Genomic DNA, 18705 nt, shown 5'->3' with positions numbered 1-18705 from the left:
TTATAATTATAAACCATGACATAGGAAAACGAGCATCTCCAACTGCGGAAATGCCCGTTTTTTTTGTGTTCTGAAGCTAGTTTTTGCCCAGCCTCCATTATAATGAGAAAAACACCAGAGGATCACATACATCGTTATTACGCACGAGTATACTAACCTTTGGTGTTTTTGAAAAATAGTAGACATAATCTCATTAAACTTTTGTTGTTATCAGTTTAATAAGCTGTTCTTCAATGCACTTCAAATCTTCCTCCTCCGACTGTGTTGAGATTTCAAGAACAAATCGTTGAAAAAAGTATGCAAATAGGAGTCCTAAGCCTGTTCGGATAACCTCACAATCTTCCTGATAAGTAACAATATTGGGGTTGTCATTTTGTAACCGGCTTAGCTGCATTTTTAAATCATCAATAATAGTATCTTGAATAGCAGCCATTAGACTCTGACGTAGTTCTGAATTAACTAAGATTTCCTGAAGTATTATTTTTATTATATCTGCATTTTGAGCTAAGAAACGAAAGCGATTCTGAACAATAAAGTGAATAACATCTTCAATCTTGCTATAGGTCTGCAATTTTGGCAGAAATTCTTTTTTCAGCTCAGGGATGAGGGGTTCAATAATTTCTGATAAAAGCTCCTCTTTTGTTTTGAAATATTTAAAAATGGTGGCCTGGCTGATGCCAGCTTTTTCTGCAATTTGGGTAGTAGAGGTCCCATTATAACCTTGCTGCGAAAACAGCTCAACCGTGGCTGCTAAGGTTTTCTTTTTTCCTGCCGGCATTTTTTGTACTTCCAGCCAATCCTGATAGCTATGCAAAATCGTGTTGTTATCCATCATTACCTCATTCTTTTCTTTTCTATTATACCTTGCGATAGCGTTTTAGTCCAACGATATTCAAAATTGTTAAAATGACTAGGAACAAGGAAAGGACAAGTAGGTCATTTCCAAGATGGACAATGCTGGTACCGTTCAGAACAATTTTTGATAAGGCGTGCCCAGCATAATAAAGTGGGAGTACTTTCCCAATAGATTGCACCCAGCCTGCCATAGAATCTAAAGGAATAATACCTGAAAAGAAAAGTTGCGGAGTAATAATGAGCGGGATAAATTGCATCATTTGGAATTCGGACTTGGCCAAAGTGGACAGCAGGAGACCAAATGCCAGAGCGACGAGCGCAAAAAGAATATTGACAATGATGACATCTCCTATATTGCCAAGAACTTCCAAATCTAAGAGCCAGATGGTTGATAAGACAATAACAACTGTCTGAAGTGCTGCAATAAGACTATAAGCCAGCATGTAGCCATAGACGATATCAGATCGCTTGACTGGTGTGGCTAGGAGGCGATCCAGTGTTCCAGTGGTACGTTCTTTCAAAAGAGCCATCCCTGAGATGAGAAAAACAAAGAAGAAGACAAAGAAGCCCATCAGAATAGGAGTCATTTTGGTAAAGAAAGTGGTGTCCTCATCTCCATAGATATATTGTTCTGAGAGGTGAATATCATCAGCTTGAGAACTATCAATTTCTTCTGTTTGAGTTTGGTCGATATTTGCTTCATTAGAATCGCCGGCTTGTAAATTGCCAGCCTGGCTTTGTGCCTTTTTAATAGCTTGAGCACTGGCTTCTTGTGTCTTCTTGAGATTTTCGATTAGGTCCTGAATTTGCGCTTGCTTGAGGGTGCTCGTTATGACCCGACGGGTCAAGTTTGTTTTGCCAGGATCGGTATTGGCATAAGTTACCTGGTAGTTGTTTTCGTCCTTGAAGATAAGAACGGCATCGACTGTCTGATCTTCTAAAGCCTGATTTGCCTGACTTTCTGTTTTATAATCCTTGGCCTTGATATGTTCCACATCATCTAGGGATTTGACAATACTATCGGAAACATCGACGGCAGCGATGCTGACATTTGTTTCAGTATTAGCGGAAAAAGCAGCATTCATGAGCCACACGATAAAAACAGGCGCCATAAATAATAGGACCAGGGTTCGTTTATCACGTAATAGTTCCAGAAATACTTTTTTTGAAATGGCCAAAATCTTCATTCTAATTCTCCCTCTGCTTTTAAGAAAACTTCCTCAACTGTATTGACACCATATGATGACTTAAGGGCAATGGGGCTGTTAAAAGCAATCATTTTGCCATCAAGCAACAGTCCAACCTTATCTGTCAGCTCCGCCTCATCCATGACATGGGTGGTAATCAATATGCCAACCCCCTCAGCCCTTAATTGATGCAGTTCCTTCCAAACAACCTTACGGCGCAGAGCGGGATCAATACCAACAGTTGGCTCATCAAGAATGAGGAGTCTAGGATTCCCTAAAAGTGCAATGGCTAAAGACAATCGACGTTTCATACCGCCAGAGTAGCCTGAAACGGACTTATTGAGATGCTCCGTTAGTTCGACAACTTGTGAGACATGTTTAATAGCTTCAGGAATCTCAGCGCGGGACAGTCCCTTCATCCGAGCAAAAAATTGCAGATTCTCAAAACCCGTCAATGTTTCATAGAGGGCATCCGATTGTGCCATATAACCAATTTCTCCCAGGACATAGCGGTTGGGCATATGATGCCCTAGCACAAGTGCCTCTCCCTGGTCCGCCTTTTCCATCCCAAGCATGGTTTTAATCATGGTTGATTTTCCAGCACCAGATGGGCCGATTAAACCGATAATTTGACCAGCTATCAAGTCAAAATTGATCTTGTCGAGAACAAGCTGCTGCCCAAAGTTTTTAGAGATTGCTTGTAAATCTAATAATTTTTCCATAAGAGCCTCTTTCTAAGTAAGTGAGTGACCACTCACTTACTGTCTTTTATTGTAGTGAGTAATCACTCACTTGTCAAGTGCTTTTTTAAATTTAAATTGAAATTTGCTTACAAAATTGAGAAGAATCAATTTTTCCTTCATACAAAGATGCTACAATATAATAATAAAGCGAAGGGACGATTTGAATGAACTATTCTAAACTTTTAAAAGAAATAATGTACGATGAAGATAATATTTCATATACAGAAAAAGGGATAAAACCACTTTTTTCTGCTCCAGAAACTGCTCGAATTATAATCATAGGACAAGCACCGGGAATTCGTGCCCAAGAATCAGGTATATTTTTCAATGATTTAAGTGGAGATAAACTTCGTGAGTGGTTAGGCGTTGATAGAGAATACTTTTATGATTCCGGATATTTTGCGGTAGTACCAATGGATTATTATTTCCCCGGGAAAGGGAAAACAGGGGATTTGCCTCCAAGAAAGGGATTTGCAAAGAAATGGCATAAGAAAACATTAGACCTCATGCCAAATAAACAATTAACTCTTTTGATTGGTTCCTATGCACAACAATACTATTTGAAACAGAGATCAACGGAAAAATTGACTGATACCGTAAGGAATTATGAAAGATATTTACCTGAGTATTTCCCTCTAGTACATCCTTCACCACGTAATAATATATGGCAGTCCAAGAATCCTTGGTTTCTAGAGCAGGTTATTCCAGATTTGCAGGAGCATGTTAAGGAAATTCTCGAGTAGAGATTCGGATTATATAATGGAATATCCAGAGGATTATTTTTAAACAGCTTACCATAAAATGGTAAGCTACTTTTTATATTCGACGCTTTTAGAATTGACTATCTTAACTTAATAAGATTGTAAAAATATAATCTTATGTTTAATTCCACTAAAATCAATTAAACATATCTAAGTATTCTTGTTTTCTTGAATCTTGATATAACTTGATATAAATCAATTATTATATTTCTATGCTCGGTTATACTGGAGATAATAAAGGAGGTAGAAATCATGCAAAAATGGTTATCACGTTATCGGAATTGGTTGACAGCAATAACTGGTGTTCTTATTATACTTGCTTTTTCATCCAAATGGTTTTTTAGTAGTGAGCAGGGATCAGCTTATCTACTGTTTGTAGCTTCATTAGTTGGCGGTTTACCAATTTTTGTTCAAGCCTATCAAGCTCTTAGAGTTAAGGTAATTAGCATCGATCTCTTAGTAACTCTTGCTATTTTAGGGGCATTTGTTATTAAAGAGTTTGAAGAATCAGCTATTGTAGCTTTTCTCTTCTTGTTTGGTGCATACTTAGAACAAAGAACATTAGCCAAGACACGTTCTGCAATTAAGAATCTTGTCGAGTTGGTGCCAGAGACTGCCTTTCGGAAAGCACACAATGGTGACTTTGAAGAGGTGTCGGTTGAAGAAGTTGAAGAAGGTGACATTCTTATAGTAAAAACAGGTGGTAAAATCCCAGTTGATGGTGAAGTTATATTTGGCGCTGGTACCACAAATGAATCTAGCATAACAGGTGAGCCTATTCCAGTCTCTAAAGGTCTAGGAGATAAAGTTTTTGCTGGTACTATTCTCGAAAATGGTACCATACAACTTCGTACTGATAAAATTGGAGAAGATACAACTTTTGGGAAAATTATTGAATTAGTCGAAGAAGCACAAGACTCCAAATCAAAAGCTGAAAGATTTATTGATCAATTTTCAAAATACTATACACCTGCAGTTTTGGTGCTTGCTATTCTCGTTTGGCTTATTAGTCGCAATATTGAGTTAGCCGTTACTATTTTGGTTCTTGGATGTCCTGGTGCACTGGTTATTGGGGTACCAGTTTCAAATGTGTCAGGGATTGGAAATGGCGCACGACATGGTATTTTATTTAAGGGTAGTGATGTCATTACAAACTTTAGTAAAGTTGATACAATGCTATTTGATAAAACAGGAACATTAACTTATGGTAACCCTCAGGTTGCACAGACAATCTACGATAGCAGTGATAGGAGTCTTGCTGAGAGCTTACTGGCTAGTGTTGAGAGAGAATCAGATCATCCGCTCGCAAAAGCAATTGTGAACCATTACTCAGGTTCTGTAGTAGAGGTAATTGACTCAACAGAAGTCGTTCAAGGTGGGGGAGTTGTTGCTCGTATTCAAAATCACCAAGTTCTCGTAGGGAATTCTTATTTGATGAATCAATATAATATTCCTTTCACTAACCAGATGAAGAGCGACATAGCAGGGATGGAAGCAGAAGGGAATTCAATTGTCCTAACTGCTATTGATGGACAAATAGCTCTTGTTGTAGGGATTCGCGATCAGATTAGACAAGGAGTCAAGGAGGATTTAGAGACGCTTAAGAATATGGGAGTAAAAAATCTCATTCTATTGTCTGGAGATAATCAAGGCACAGTTGATTTAGTTACTAATCAGTTAGGCTTAACCGAGGCTTATGGTCATCTACTACCAGAAGACAAGGCAGAATTTGTAAGAAAACGTCAGGCAAGTGGAGAAATAGTAGCATTTGTCGGAGATGGTATTAATGATAGCCCATCATTGGCCTTGGCAGATATTGGAATTGCCATGGGAAACGGTACAGATGTTGCCATTGAAACTTCAAATGTTGTTTTGATGAATTCGGATTTTCACAGAATCCCTCATGCGATTGGATTGGCTAAAGCTACACGACGTAATATGATTGAAAATATCTTCATTGCATTGCTAGTCGTAGTAGTTCTTCTTATCAGCGTTCTCTCAAGTTCGTGGATGAATATGACTATTGGCATGTTTGTTCATGAAGGTAGCATTCTCGTAGTTATTTTGAATGCTATGAGGCTTTTAAAATATAAAAGAAAATAGAGATTCTTGATAGAAATCAATTTTTTATTCTAAATATCGTACTATACTAAAGATATAATAAGGAAAGGAAGTAAAGATGATGAAAAAAGCTATACTACAGCTTGAAACACTGGCTTGTCCTACATGTATGCAAAAAATTGAGGGAGCCATTAAAAGTGTGGCAGGTGTTGATAGGGACAGTGTTAAGGTTCTCTTCAACGCTAGCAAGGCAAAAGCAAATTTTGATACAAGTCTGACAAATATTGAAGAAATTGCGAATGCAGTACGAGCAATTGGCTATGATGTTCTAAAAGCATCAGAAAAATAATAGGGGGAAGTTGTAATGTTAAAACAATTTTTTGAAGCAAATGATGAGATGCTTGATTTATATACTAATGCTATCACAAAAGCTCATGGTAAAAATCATCCAGAAGTTTTTGAAGTTCGCAAACTTTATGAAACAATTCAGCATAAAATTCAGGGTAATAATATGGATCTATCAAATGAATTTTCGGAACTGAGGGGTGTTACAAAAGATTTTGCGATTCCAGATGATGTTTGTGAGACATTTACTAAAACCTATCAGCTCTTAAAACAATTTGTCTAATTATCTCAAGAGTAGGTTTCGTCAATTAGAAAGAGGTTATCCATGGTTCAACATCTTTGCGTAACACTTGTACCATTATTTAATTATCTGTCAGAAGATGAGCAGATTGAAATCAATCAATTGGCGAGACATCGACAATTTAAAAAAAATGAGATTATTTTCAAACCAGGAGATGAAAAACTAGATATTGTAGCTCGCGGAAGTATGAAAGTCTATCAACTGTCTCCGAATGGTAAGGAACAACTTTTACGAGTTGTTGAACCGGGTAGCTATGAGGGTGAAAATCAGTTGTTTGGTATAAAAAACGAGATACTTTTTGGTGAAGCTCTCGAAGCAACTGAAATTTGTAGCTTGAGCAAACAAGCTTTCAATCACGTGATGCTTAGGAACCCACAGATTGCTCTTAAACTATTTGAGTTGAGTGCTCAAAAAATGGTTCAAGTGGAGAAACAAGCTCAGTTTCTATCTATGGAGCGTGTTGAGGAACGCTTAGCAACTTATCTTTTAGATTTATCAAAGGTGAATGGTTGTCATCAAATCAGCCTCCCTATGAAAATGAAGGACATTGCTCAATATTTAGGAACGACTCCAGAAACTCTTTCTAGAAAGTTTAAGTACCTTGAGAATAATGGTTATATTGAACGGTCAGGAAGAAAAATTAGTATCCTCGATGGGGATGAACTACTTGATTTATGAAGTATAATGATAGGAAATCTTAGTATACATAATAGATTCTCTTACAAACAATATATTAATTGTGATAAAATAAATTAACTCTTACCAAGTTTTAGATCATTCATAGTTATTTATCTAAATTTTGTGAGGTGGAATAAAAATAGTGGAGGATAAAGTATGTCTCAAATAGATAGAAATCTTCGTCATCGCTCAAGTATCTATGATAGTATGGTAAAATCGCCTAACCGTGCTATGCTAAGAGCTACTGGCATGACAGATAAAAGTTTTGAGCAACCTATTGTTGGTGTAATTTCAACTTGGGCTGAAAATACACCGTGTAATATGCACTTGCATGACTTCGGTAAATTGGCTAAGGAAGGTGTAAAAGATGCGGGAGCCTGGCCAGTCCAATATGGAACCATCACTGTTGCTGACGGTATTGCTATGGGTACCCAAGGCATGCGTTTCTCTTTGACTTCTCGTGATATCATCGCTGACTCTATCGAAGCTGCCATGGGTGGTCACAATGTGGATGCATTTGTTGCTATTGGTGGTTGCGATAAGAACATGCCTGGTTCCATGATTGCCATTGCTAATATGGATATCCCCGCCATCTTTGCCTACGGCGGAACGATAGCACCTGATAATCTCAACGGGAAAGACATCGACTTGGTTTCTGTCTTTGAAGGAATCGGTAAATGGAACCATGGCGATATGACCGCTGAAGAGGTTCGCGCTATCGAGTGCAATGCCTGTCCTGGCCCTGATGGATGTGGAGGTATGTACACGGCTAACACCATGGCAACAGCAATTGAAGTCTTAGGTATGAGTTTACCTGGTTCATCTTCCCACCCTGCGGAATCAGCTGAGAAAAAAGCAGACATCGAAGAAGCTGGCCGCGCTGTCGTCAACATGCTCAAGATGGGTCTCAAACCATCTGATATCTTGACACGCAAAGCCTTTGAAGATGCTATCACCGTTACTATGGCCCTAGGTGGCTCAACCAATGCAACTCTTCACCTCTTGGCTATTGCCCATGCTGCTAATGTTGATTTGACTTTGGAAGATTTTAATGACTTCCAAGAGCGTGTCCCCCACTTGGCAGACCTCAAACCATCTGGACAATATGTTTTTCAAGACCTTTACAATGTTGGTGGCGTGCCAGCGGTTATGCGCTACCTCTTGGCTAACGGATTCCTCCACGGAGACCGTATCACATGTACAGGTAAAACAGTAGCTGAAAATTTAGAAAACTTTGCTGATTTGACACCAGGTCAAAAGGTTATCATGCCTTTGGAAAATCCAAAACGTGCGGATGGTCCGCTGATTATCCTTAAAGGTAACTTGGCTCCTGAAGGTGCCGTAGCTAAGGTTTCAGGTGTTAAGGTTCGTAACCATACGGGTCCTGCTAAGGTCTTTGACTCAGAAGAAGCTGCTATCGATGCGGTACTTTCAGATGACATCGTGGACGGCGACGTTGTTGTTGTCCGTTATGTAGGTCCTAAAGGTGGACCAGGTATGCCAGAAATGCTTTCCCTTTCTTCTATGATTGTTGGTAAGAGTCAAGGTGACAAGGTTGCCCTTTTGACTGACGGGCGCTTCTCAGGTGGTACCTATGGCTTGGTCGTTGGACACATTGCTCCTGAAGCTCAGGATGGCGGTCCTATCGCCTATCTCCAAACTGGTGATATGGTAACAGTTGACCAAGATACCAAAGAAATCACCATGCATGTTTCTGATGAAGAAATAGCAGCCCGCAAGGAAACAACTGTCATTCCTCCGCTATTCAGTCGTGGAGTTCTGGGTAAATATGCTCATACTGTATCTTCTGCCTCTAAGGGTGCTGTGACAGATTTTTGGAATATGGATCGTAGTGGTAAATCATAAATAGTCAGTATTTTGTCTCTTAATTAATACCCTCAGTAAACAATAAGACTTATAATGCTATTAATATTTTTATAGTCATTAATGATTCATTGTAATGGAGAGATGCATGCTCGAAAGTTTAAAGAAATATCTTCCTTACCAGGGGATGAAATATGTCAAGCCAGAAAAAGCAGGGAACCTTACAGAAACAATGAGTAATCTACGACAATTAGCACAGTCTTCAAGGAATGAGTTTACCCTTTTAAGTCAATCTTTGGCTGAACGGGTAGGTCCTTTTAGAGCAGAGCGGGTTAGTCAGTGGATGAATCAAGCTCAGTATTGTCGACCGCATTTTTGGTGTTATTATCGTCTACCATCTGATCATCCTGATGATGTTGCAATGGCAATACGTCTCTTTGGCAACTATAATAATTTTGGAATTTCTGTAGAAGTAAGTTTTATTGAAAGGAAAAGGTCTGAAGAAAGTTTAAGGAAGCAAAATAAGGTACTTAGTATTCCAATTTCTTCACCCTTGTACTACATTGTACAGAAAGATGGTACTAGTTCTAAGATTGAAGGAACTGAAGAGAATCGTCAAATGTTAATCCAGAGTGTTAACAATGCCCAGGTTAGAAAGGTTCTAGTGAAAAAAGATGTAATTTATGATGATACACAAACAATGGAACAATTTCTTGATGAATTGTATAAAGCTTTCAATGAACTTTTACCTTATTATGAGGTAACAAAAAAATAAAAAAGGCAGATATGCATGTTAATTAGCATATCTACCTTTTTTATTATTTTCGAGATTACCAAGGACTGATACGCAGTGCGATTCGTCCGAATCGGCTGATACGAGTCATTTTCCAAGCGGGATTATAGGTGACAATAACTTCAGCTGAAGCAACTTCAGGAATTTCTTTGATTTTATCAGCAACCTCAATTGGCAACGTGTCAGCACAGCCACAGTTGGTTTCTGTAAAAGTCATAACAAGCCTACAATGTCCTGTTTCATTGACATCAATTTCATAGACTAAGCCCAAATTATAAATATCTAGTTCTAATTCTGGATCAATGACGGTTAGTAATTTTGCTTTGATTTGAGGAGCCAATTCTTTTGCTCTCTCATTTAATCTTATATCTTCGCGCATAAGAAACCTTTCTAAAGTATAAAAGTTAATGTGATTGGTAAGTTAATTATAAGAAATCGAACTCTTCCCAAAATGATTTTAATAGCTGGATTTTTTTACCTTTTCTATTTATTAATCCTTTTTCTTGAAATCCTTTTAGTTTCCGGGAGATAGACTCTGGGCTAGTAGCTAAATAACTTGCTAATTCCTTCATTGAGATTGGTACAGTCACCGTCTCATTGTCAATAATAGTTGGCAAAGAAGACAATTGACTTAGATAAGAGGCTAAGCGATCCTCGATATGATCAATTGCTAAAAGCTGAAGCTGCTTTTCGACTTCTAAGGACTTTAGTGCATTTAATTGAAGTAATTTACATCCAAGTTGAGGGTATAGCTCAATTAGCTTATTGAAGTCAGATTTAAAAAGGATACAGATTTTTGTTTCTTTTATAGCTTCGGCATAAAGAGTTTCATTTGTAAGACCAAAGAGATAATTCTCTCCATCGTACTCACCTTCTCTTACAATACGTATGAGCTGTTCTTTACCTGTTCTGCTTAATTTATAAATTCGCATAGCCCCAACGGAAACAATAGATAATTGTTCTTGACTGTCAGGAGAAAATACTATCTCCCCTTTTTGAAATGTTTTGTGATGTAATAGATTTTGAACACCGCTTTGTTCATCCTTGGCAAGGTTACTGAAAAGTGGAACTCTATGAACACATCCTATATTAGCCATATATTTTATCTCTCTAAAAATAATAAATAATTTCAAAAAAACTTGACTATTGTCAATTTTTTTTAGTTAGGGATTATATATAATATAAATACCATATATAGTGTTTGGAACAATATTAAAACACTATATATAGATATTATACACAATAGGAGAACAAAATGCAAACTATCCAAGTATACTACATCAGTCTAAGTGGAAATACAACTAGTTTTCTCGAAAGGCTGGATAGGTACCTACAAGAAGAATTTCAAGAAAGCCTGAATTATATAAATGTAAAAGACTTGGTCAAAAGTGGTGTACCTTCGACATTCATAATTGATGAACCCTATTTTGCATTTCTGCCTGCCTATCTTGAGGGGGGGAATGGTCTTGATACGGGGGATGTTGAAATTTTAACGACTCCATTGCGTAATCTTATCGCTCATAAAGATAATAGCAAATGCTGTCTTGGAATTATTGGGAGTGGGAATCGAAATTTTAATAAACAATTCTGTCTTACAGCTCATCAATATTCTGAAGAATTTGGTTTTCCTGTGCTAGATGAATTTGAGTTGAGAGGTACTGAGGAAGACATAAAACGAATTGCTCATAGATTAAATACGAGAATGATAGAGTGGAGATATAGTTCAGAACTTGTTTCATATAGACGGTTGCCAAACATGACAGCCACTACAATTCTGCATGCTTTACGTCATAGACATAATACCAAGAGCGGGACTTGGGAAAAGATGACAATTCTTTCGGGAGAATTGAAGTTTTATGAGCTAAAAGAAGACGGACAAGTTATTGCAGAACATGTTTTTAATTGTGAAAATCAACCTCCATTTGTTGAACCACAAGCCTGGCATAAGATAGCTCCTCTTACTGAAGATCTTGAATTCTATATTGAGTTTTATTGTCAAAAAGAGGATTTATTAGCTAAACAGTCAGAATATTCCCCACTTGGTGGAGCAAGAATATAAATAAGAAAAGGAAAAATTAAATGACACAAGATTACTTTATTCTTAACAATATGTTAAATGTGCCAGTGGAAGGGCAGATTCCCTTGCACTACGACAAAGAAGCGCTATACGAATATTTAAATACCGAAATTAAAAATAATTTGAAGTCCTTCGATAACATTGATGCAAAACTAAATTATCTTATCGCACATGATTATATTGAAGAAAGTATCATTGATTCTTATGGTGAAAATAGCAGAGCATTTGTTAAGGAACTCTTTGATTTTGCCTATAACTACGGATTCAAGTTTAAAAGTTTCATGGCAGCTTATAAATTCTATAATCAATATGCAATGAAGACAAACGATTTGAAATATTATTTGGAAAACTTTGAGGATCGTGTAGTATTTAATGCTCTTTATCTTGCTAACGGAGATAGAGAATTAGCTTTTAAGTTGTTAGAGGAACTGATTTCTCAAAGGTACCAACCAGCAACTCCAACATTTTTGAATGCAGGAAAGAAAAGACGTGGCGAAATGGTTTCCTGTTTCCTTATTGATGTTGATGATTCTATGCTATCTATTGGACGAAACATCAACTCTGCTTTGCAGCTTTCAAGAATTGGCGGAGGCGTAGGAGTAAATTTATCAAATCTACGTGCAACAGGATCACCGATTAAAGAAATTGCGAATGCTTCTTCAGGTGTGTTGCCAGTTATGAAAATTGTTAGAGGATTCTTTCTCCTACAGTAATCAACTTGGTCAACGGAATGGTGCGGGAGTAGTTTATCTTAACGTCTTCCACCAAGATATTTTAGGCTTTCTATCTACTAAAAAGGAAAATGCTGATGAGAAGATTCGCGTTAAGACATTATCACTAGGATTAGTTGTACCAGACAAATACTATGAGCTACTAAAAACAAACGAACCCATGTATCTTTTTAATCCTTATCACGTTGAGCGAGTTTACGGTGTCCCATTTTCGTATGTTGACCTGACAAAAGAGTATGACAATATGGTGGGAAATGATGAGATAGAAAAAACTGTGATTAATGCTCGTGAATTAGAACAGGAAATTTCACGTTTGCAGCAAGAATCTGGTTACCCATATATCCTAAATATTGACACAGCTAATCGGACAAACCCTGTAAAAGGGAAAATTATCATGAGCAACCTTTGTTCAGAAATTCTTCAACCTCAGGAACCATCTGTATTAAATGTAGATTTGACCTATAATCAAGTAGGTACAGATATTTCTTGTAATCTTGGCTCTATGAATATGGTAAATCTCATGAAGTCCCACGATTTTGGGAAGTCCATCGAATATGCAGTGCGTGCCCTTACGACTGTTACTAATAAAGGTGCAATCGAAGAAGTGCCAACTGTATCAAAAGGAAATGCTCTATATCATACGATTGGCTTAGGTGCAATGGGACTTCACACGGTTCTAGCTCTTAATGGTATTGATTATGAATCTGATGAAGCATTAGAATTCGTAGATGCTTTCTTCCTGGCAATGAACTTCTATTCTTTAAAAGCAAGTCATCAAATTGCAGTAGAAAAGAATGAAACTTTCCATGATTTTGAATTTTCTCGTTATGCTGATGGTAGCTATTTTGACAACTATTTAGAAGAGGAATTTTGCTTCAAATCTGAAAAAGTAGCAGAAGCCTTTAAAAATATTTTATTGCCAACTGTTGGAGACTGGGAGGTATTAAAAGAGGATATCATACGAGATGGTTTGTATCATCGAAACAGATTAGCGATTGCTCCTAACGGTTCCATTTCATATATCAATGAGACCAGTGCATCCCTTCATCCAATTACTCAATTAATTGAAAACCGTCAAGAAAAAAAGGTTGGTTCGATCTTCTATCCTGCTCCATACTTATCAAACGAAACTCTGGGATACTATAAAACAGCTTACAATATGGATCAACGAAAAATTATTGATATCTATGCTAAGGCACAACAACACATTGACCAAGGAATGAGCCTAACGCTCTTCATGCGTTCGGTTTTACCAGACTGGATTTATGAATGGAAAGATCCGGAGAATCCAAAGTTAACGACTCGTGATCTTAATCGTCTTCGTAACTATGCTTGGACAAAAGGAATTAAGTCACTTTACTATGTACGTACTTACACTGAAGATGATGAATTTAACAGTGTTAATAATTGCGAGTCTTGTATGATTTAAAGGAGGTAATATGTCAAACAACTATTTATATTATAAAGCAATTAACTGGAATGTTATTGAAGATGAACTAGATAATGCGGTATGGGAGAGGGCAACTTCACTTTTCTGGTTAGATACTCGAATTCCAATTGAGAATGATCTCAAACAGTGGGAAAAGTTAAGTTTGCAAGAACAGGAGCAACTTAATTTGTTATTAATTCTTTTAACGAATCTTTCCACCTATCAATCAATAGAGGCTGGTGAAATTATTCGAAACAGTGAGCGTTCTCAACAAGAGATTGCTATTTTAAACAATATACAATTTATGGAAATGGTTAACACCAAAGCTTTTAACCGAATATTGCTTGCTTTTAATACGGGAATCAATCTCAAAGAAGAGTTTGAATGGGTTGATAATGAATCTCGAGTAAAAGAATATTTACATGTTATTGACGCTACTTATCAAGGGATAAATCCAATAGAAAAACGTTTTATGGCTATGTGTGTTGAAGGTCTTCTAAACTATGCCTATCTTTCCTACCTCCTTGAATTGTGGCTTAAAAAAGGATTTAACAATCTTGGCAGTATGTTGGAAATGATTATACGCAATGAGTCCTTGCATTGTTATTACCTTAGTCATAAAGTAAAACTTCTCTTAACTGAAGTAAGCTCAGAAGAAGTTGAGCAATTTAAAGGGTGGTGTCAGTATATTGTTGACTATTTTGTAAGGTCGGCCATTCGATTAATTAATGACTTCTATCATTTAGAAGATAGTGAAATGTTAGCCACAAACTTAATAAAACAAGAGGCTAACCATATTCTTACTAGTGTTGGACTTGAAGAAATCTTTCAGTTTGATAAGAAGTCATTGGTTGAAATCAATCATCGTTTGGATGATTTACGTCGACATGATTTAACTACTCATAGTAATAAATCAACATCTAATAGCGAAGAATTTATGGAAGAATCTGATTATGACTTTTAGGGGGGAATAGATGAGTTACACAGAAATTAAGACATCTACGATTAAAGAAGCTATTTTTGAGTCCTTACATTCTGTGATTGATCCAGAACTTGGAATTGATATTATAAATTTGGGTCTTGTTTATGATATTAGATTTCAAGAAGATGGAGCAACGGAGATTGACATGACACTAACAACAATGGGATGTCCTTTGGCAGATCTTATTACAGATCAGATTCATGATGCACTGAAAACTATTCCTGAGATAACTAAGATTGATGTGAGATTGGTATGGGAACCAGTCTGGTCAGTGAAAAAAATGAGTCGCTACGCACGTATCGCTTTAGGAATTCGTTGATAATGATTGATAAACCAGTTTATACATTAAAATCTATCAAAAATTTGAAAGGAAAGAATATGATACACAAAACAATGAATTGGCAGCTCGTTGAGGAAGAACTAGATGAATATGTCTGGGATAAAGCAACTGCACAATTTTGGCTAGATACAAGGGTACCTGTTTCAAATGATCTTTTGGATTGGAAACAGCTAACTGATTTGGAAAAAGGGGTTGTAAAGAAGGCCGTAGGTGGACTTGCCTTACTAGATACACTACAATCTGAAGAAGGATTGTACGCATTAAAGAAAAATGCAAGGACGCAAAAAGAGAAGGCGGTTTTAAGTGATTTTACTTTTATGGAGTCTATTCACGCTAAGACTTATGGAACAATCCTAATCTCTCTTAATACGTTTAAAGAGATTGAGGAAATCTATGACTGGATGAACAATGATAAAAAGATGCAGTTAAAGGTTCAAAAAATCAATGAAGTCTATCAAAATGGAACTCCCATGCAAATCAAAGTGGCGAGTGTCTTCTTTGAAGGTATTTTGTATTATAGTAATTTCTTCATTCCGCTTTGGTATCGGGGGCAAAATAAGTTAGCTAACTTAGCCGAACTTATTAAGTTAGTTATTCGAGATGAATCGGTCCATGGTACATATCTTGGTTATAAATTTCGACAAGATTTTGAAGAATTAGATCCAGAAGAACAAGAAGATTTCACAAAATGGATGTATGAATTTTTAGAAGAACTTCTAGAGAATGAGTTTGCCTATACTGAGGAAGTGTATAAAGAAATTGGTCTTATTGAGGATATCAAAACATTTGTAAAATATAATGCTAATAAATCTCTTCAAAATATGGGATTTGGTATTTACTTTGATGATGCTTTTGCAAGTGACGTAAATCCTATTGTGATGAATGGAATCTCCATCGAAACGGCTAATCATGACTTTTTCTCACAAGTAGGAGCTGGTTATCTTATGGGTGAAGCAGAAGAAATGTTAGAGGAAGACTACGATTTTTAAAAATAAAAGTTGATTATTCCTTCTTGAAAAATCCCAAGACTTTCAAGCCTGATTTTGTTATAATATAGGCAAACCAAAGCCGTTTGACGGCTTTTTTGCTAAGAAAAATAGTTAGAATTGCCAAGGACGGGGGTGAGTAAATGTGAGGAAGTTGTTAAAGTATCATAGGACTTATTTGTTGCTGATTTTTCTCGTCTCCCTTATCTTCATTTTGCCTCAGGTCTTTTCTGGTAATATGATTCTGGGGTCCGATTCTATCTTTCATTTCAATCGTTTTTATGATACTGCCCAGCAAATCAAGCATTTCAATTTTAATTATCATATCTCCATTTATGGTTTTCAGCAGTCGGGTCGGATAGTCAATGCTCTCTATGGTCCCTTTCTAGCCTATTTTCATGGATTTTTGGTGCTGCTGAGTAAGAATTGGTTTTCTTATCAAGTCCTGTCCAACTTGGTTTTGTATAACCTAGCTGGGCTTTCTATGTACATCTTTATATTGAAGAGTAAGTTAAGTAAGAAGTATGCTTTCATAGGAGCTATTCTGTACATCTCCAGTTATGCTATCCAGTATTGGACCATCAGGCAGGGCTTTACTAGCTGGGGCGCAGCTCTTTTGCCCTTAGCTCTGTCCCTCCTTTTTGAACTTAATGAGACTAAACAAGTTCCCAAATACCTCTTGGGCATTTATACGGCCATGATGGTCCAGACTCACATGCTGTCTTCACTCATTTTGGTGTTGATTTATCTTCCCTTCTTTGCGCAAGCATTTTTCCAAAATAAACAAAAGCTAGACTTCTTGAAAAAACTTTGTCGTGAGATTGTGCACTTCTTTGGTCTGACTCTAAATATATGGGGGTCTTATCTCTTTGTGCTAAAGGATAATGTCCTTATCAGTCCTCGGGTCAATCAGCTCATGAGCCTCAATACCATTAATCACAATAGTTACTACTGGCTGCTCAATCCTATAACATTGATTCCCATCTTTCTGCTTATCTATACCTACTTTGCGAGAAAGTGGAATCAGACGGATTCAGCCACGAAGACTTGGTTTTGGGTCATGACTGTCTTCTTGCTGCTGACCACTAGTATCATTCCTTGGGATTATCTGATTGCAAATGAAAATCCTGTGGCGCAGTTAATTCAGTTCCCCTTTAGGTTTTTCGTGCCGGTATCCATAATTGCCATTTATTTGAGCTTAAAGATTATTAGTTCAAGTCATTTGCAGAAGAAGCAGTTAAGAAATGTATTGATGATTATTCTTGCTGTAAGCGTAATACAGCCAACCATTTTATCTGCGACAGCTGTTCTTGATTGGAATTCTGCAGAGCATTTTATTCTTAATCGCTACAAGGTTGTCTTTACTGGTGATAGTGAAACTATTAAGAAGTCCTTTTATGATTCGGATAAAAGCAGAGCTTTGGAGCTAGTTGCCAAAGGGACACCTGACTATTTGCCACAATATGGCTCTCCTAAGCCAGCAACAGATTACTATGACGACTATATTGCTAAAGTCATCCAAAACAAGGATTTTACAAAGACCGTCAGCAAGGAAGGTTTAATATTAGAATGGCAAGGTGATTCAAATAAAGAGATAGAAGTGCCAGTAATCGTCTACAAGAATACCCTCCTTGAGCTTAATGGTGAGAAATTGAATCATGGCTCGTTACAATTAAGCGCCATCGGTACGCCGACTGTCAAACAGATACCAAAGGCTAAAAACAGCTTGGTCCTTTCCTATAAGATGGACAGTGTTGAACAAGGAATGATAGTCATTACGGTACTGACTTGGTTACTTATATTAGTAAGTGGTACACTTAAGTTTCTTAGGCAAAGGTAAGTATGAAAACAGAGACTAAACTGACATCACACCCGCGACAAGAAGACATTTTTTTGCTATAATAATGACAAACCAAAGCCGTTTTGACGGCTTTTTTGATGAAAACAAGTAAGAAGGAAATAATATAATGGCTACAATTCAATGGTTGAATGTGACGAGCCATAACTTTCTGCACCAAAAAATGATAAAATAATGTTACTAATACCATCAAAAGTCTTATTTTATAAGGCTTTTTCTTTTTTGAACATTTATGATACAAATCAACTTAGATAAGCAATAATTAGCAAAATTAAGCGTAGTTTGCCCAATTTTTTGCCCAATAATTTTAGATGGAAATATCAAAAATATAGCTCAACAAAAAAACGCCAAAGACGGACGAGACAATTATTTTTATTTCACCGTGAAAAGCGGTTATTACATATGGTTAAATCATGATATAATGATAGAAACAAAATATGGGGTAAGGGTACCCTTGAGGCTGGGCAAAAACTAGCTTCAGAACACAAAAAAAACGGGCATTTCCGCAGTTGGAGATGCTCGTTTTCCTATGTCATGGTTTATAATTATAATAACGACAAAACAATTAGAAAGCCATGACTATGTATAAAGAGTATAACACAAATCAGTTAAGTTTGGAACTAAATCTTGCTTACGATATTCCCATGAACCATGAAGTTAGACTCATCAGTCTTTTCGTGGACAGTATCCCTAATCATGTTTTACTGGAAGAAAAGTCTCATACTGGCCGACCAGCCTTCCATCCGGCTATGCT

17 protein-coding genes and 3 pseudogenes are annotated in these 18705 nt (G+C 36.9%); 15 read left to right on the top strand and 5 right to left on the bottom strand.

Features of this window, described 5'->3' with window-relative positions:
- Positions 1 to 193: 193 nt before the first annotated feature.
- Genes F601_RS0100710 through F601_RS0100700 form a run of 3 tightly spaced genes read right to left on the bottom strand, consistent with a single transcriptional unit; the run spans position 194 to position 2764 of the window.
- Positions 194 to 832: a TetR/AcrR family transcriptional regulator gene (locus F601_RS0100710; RefSeq protein ID WP_018163766.1), complete on the bottom strand. Its 639-nt coding sequence runs from the start codon at positions 830 to 832 to the stop codon at positions 194 to 196.
- Between the two features lie 25 nt (positions 833 to 857).
- On the bottom strand, positions 858 to 2042 hold the full coding sequence (locus tag F601_RS0100705) for an ABC transporter permease (RefSeq protein ID WP_018163765.1): 1185 nt from the start codon (positions 2040 to 2042) through the stop codon (positions 858 to 860).
- Positions 2039 to 2764: an ABC transporter ATP-binding protein gene (locus F601_RS0100700; protein ID WP_018163764.1), complete on the bottom strand. Its 726-nt coding sequence runs from the start codon at positions 2762 to 2764 to the stop codon at positions 2039 to 2041. Before F601_RS0100700 ends, F601_RS0100705 begins: the two co-directional genes overlap by 4 nt.
- 185 nt (positions 2765 to 2949) lie before the next feature.
- On the opposite strand from F601_RS0100700, the gene F601_RS0100695 reads away from it, so the two are divergent.
- The 7 genes from F601_RS0100695 (at position 2950) to F601_RS0100665 (ending at position 9530) form a co-directional block, all read left to right on the top strand.
- Positions 2950 to 3528, top strand: coding sequence for a uracil-DNA glycosylase family protein (locus tag F601_RS0100695; RefSeq protein WP_018163763.1), 579 nt, complete (start codon positions 2950 to 2952; stop codon positions 3526 to 3528).
- A gap of 270 nt (positions 3529 to 3798) precedes the next feature.
- Positions 3799 to 5649 (top strand): heavy metal translocating P-type ATPase, encoded by a 1851-nt coding sequence (locus F601_RS0100690; protein WP_018163762.1) that lies wholly within the window; start codon positions 3799 to 3801, stop codon positions 5647 to 5649.
- A 79-nt stretch (positions 5650 to 5728) separates the two neighbouring features.
- The gene (locus F601_RS0100685; protein ID WP_026183042.1) at positions 5729 to 5956 is read left to right on the top strand and encodes a heavy-metal-associated domain-containing protein; all 228 of its coding nucleotides are present in this window, start codon (positions 5729 to 5731) and stop codon (positions 5954 to 5956) included.
- Between the two features lie 15 nt (positions 5957 to 5971).
- Positions 5972 to 6235: a hypothetical protein gene (locus F601_RS0100680; RefSeq protein ID WP_018163760.1), complete on the top strand. Its 264-nt coding sequence runs from the start codon at positions 5972 to 5974 to the stop codon at positions 6233 to 6235.
- Between the two features lie 42 nt (positions 6236 to 6277).
- Complete coding sequence (locus F601_RS0100675; RefSeq protein ID WP_018163759.1) at positions 6278 to 6931, top strand: Crp/Fnr family transcriptional regulator; 654 nt, start codon at positions 6278 to 6280, stop codon at positions 6929 to 6931.
- 156 nt (positions 6932 to 7087) lie between these two features.
- Positions 7088 to 8797 carry a dihydroxy-acid dehydratase gene (ilvD, locus tag F601_RS0100670; protein WP_018163758.1) on the top strand — a complete coding sequence of 570 codons (1710 nt, stop codon included), beginning with the start codon at positions 7088 to 7090 and terminating at the stop codon, positions 8795 to 8797.
- Between the two features lie 106 nt (positions 8798 to 8903).
- On the top strand, positions 8904 to 9530 hold the full coding sequence (locus F601_RS0100665) for a ribonuclease P (protein ID WP_018163757.1): 627 nt from the start codon (positions 8904 to 8906) through the stop codon (positions 9528 to 9530).
- A 55-nt stretch (positions 9531 to 9585) separates the two neighbouring features.
- On the opposite strand, the gene F601_RS0100660 is transcribed toward F601_RS0100665, so the two are convergent.
- Both F601_RS0100660 and F601_RS0100655 read right to left on the bottom strand, forming a co-directional pair.
- Entirely contained in the window at positions 9586 to 9927 is a 342-nt protein-coding gene (locus F601_RS0100660; protein ID WP_018163756.1) for a metal-sulfur cluster assembly factor, read from the bottom strand.
- Positions 9928 to 9973: 46 nt separating this feature from the next.
- Positions 9974 to 10645 (bottom strand): Crp/Fnr family transcriptional regulator, encoded by a 672-nt coding sequence (locus F601_RS0100655; protein WP_018163755.1) that lies wholly within the window; start codon positions 10643 to 10645, stop codon positions 9974 to 9976.
- A 158-nt stretch (positions 10646 to 10803) separates the two neighbouring features.
- Between F601_RS0100655 and nrdI the strand changes: the two are divergent.
- The 8 genes and pseudogenes from nrdI to F601_RS13005 form a co-directional block, all read left to right on the top strand.
- A pseudogene (gene nrdI, locus F601_RS13675) lies at positions 10804 to 11241 on the top strand (class Ib ribonucleoside-diphosphate reductase assembly flavoprotein NrdI); the annotation flags it as partial.
- 9 nt (positions 11242 to 11250) lie between these two features.
- Positions 11251 to 11607, top strand: coding sequence for a TehB-like domain-containing protein (locus tag F601_RS13670; protein ID WP_428835779.1), 357 nt, complete (start codon positions 11251 to 11253; stop codon positions 11605 to 11607).
- Positions 11608 to 11627: 20 nt separating this feature from the next.
- Positions 11628 to 13785: pseudogene (gene nrdE / locus F601_RS12100) on the top strand (class 1b ribonucleoside-diphosphate reductase subunit alpha).
- A gap of 10 nt (positions 13786 to 13795) precedes the next feature.
- A complete protein-coding gene (locus F601_RS0100640; RefSeq protein ID WP_018163753.1) occupies positions 13796 to 14749 on the top strand; it encodes a ribonucleotide-diphosphate reductase subunit beta in 954 nt (317 codons plus the stop codon).
- Between the two features lie 10 nt (positions 14750 to 14759).
- A complete protein-coding gene (locus F601_RS0100635) occupies positions 14760 to 15086 on the top strand; it encodes a metal-sulfur cluster assembly factor (protein WP_018163752.1) in 327 nt (108 codons plus the stop codon).
- A 59-nt stretch (positions 15087 to 15145) separates the two neighbouring features.
- The gene (nrdF, locus tag F601_RS0100630) at positions 15146 to 16096 is read left to right on the top strand and encodes a class 1b ribonucleoside-diphosphate reductase subunit beta (RefSeq protein ID WP_026183041.1); all 951 of its coding nucleotides are present in this window, start codon (positions 15146 to 15148) and stop codon (positions 16094 to 16096) included.
- Between the two features lie 142 nt (positions 16097 to 16238).
- Positions 16239 to 17933: a hypothetical protein gene (locus F601_RS0100625; protein WP_026183040.1), complete on the top strand. Its 1695-nt coding sequence runs from the start codon at positions 16239 to 16241 to the stop codon at positions 17931 to 17933.
- A 599-nt stretch (positions 17934 to 18532) separates the two neighbouring features.
- A pseudogene (locus F601_RS13005) lies at positions 18533 to 18705 on the top strand (IS5/IS1182 family transposase); the annotation flags it as partial.

It is taken from the genome of Streptococcus henryi DSM 19005 (assembly GCF_000376985.1).
In the GTDB taxonomy this organism is placed as follows: Bacteria; Bacillota; Bacilli; order Lactobacillales; family Streptococcaceae; genus Streptococcus; species Streptococcus henryi.
This window is presented reverse-complemented; position numbering and strand designations above follow the sequence as displayed.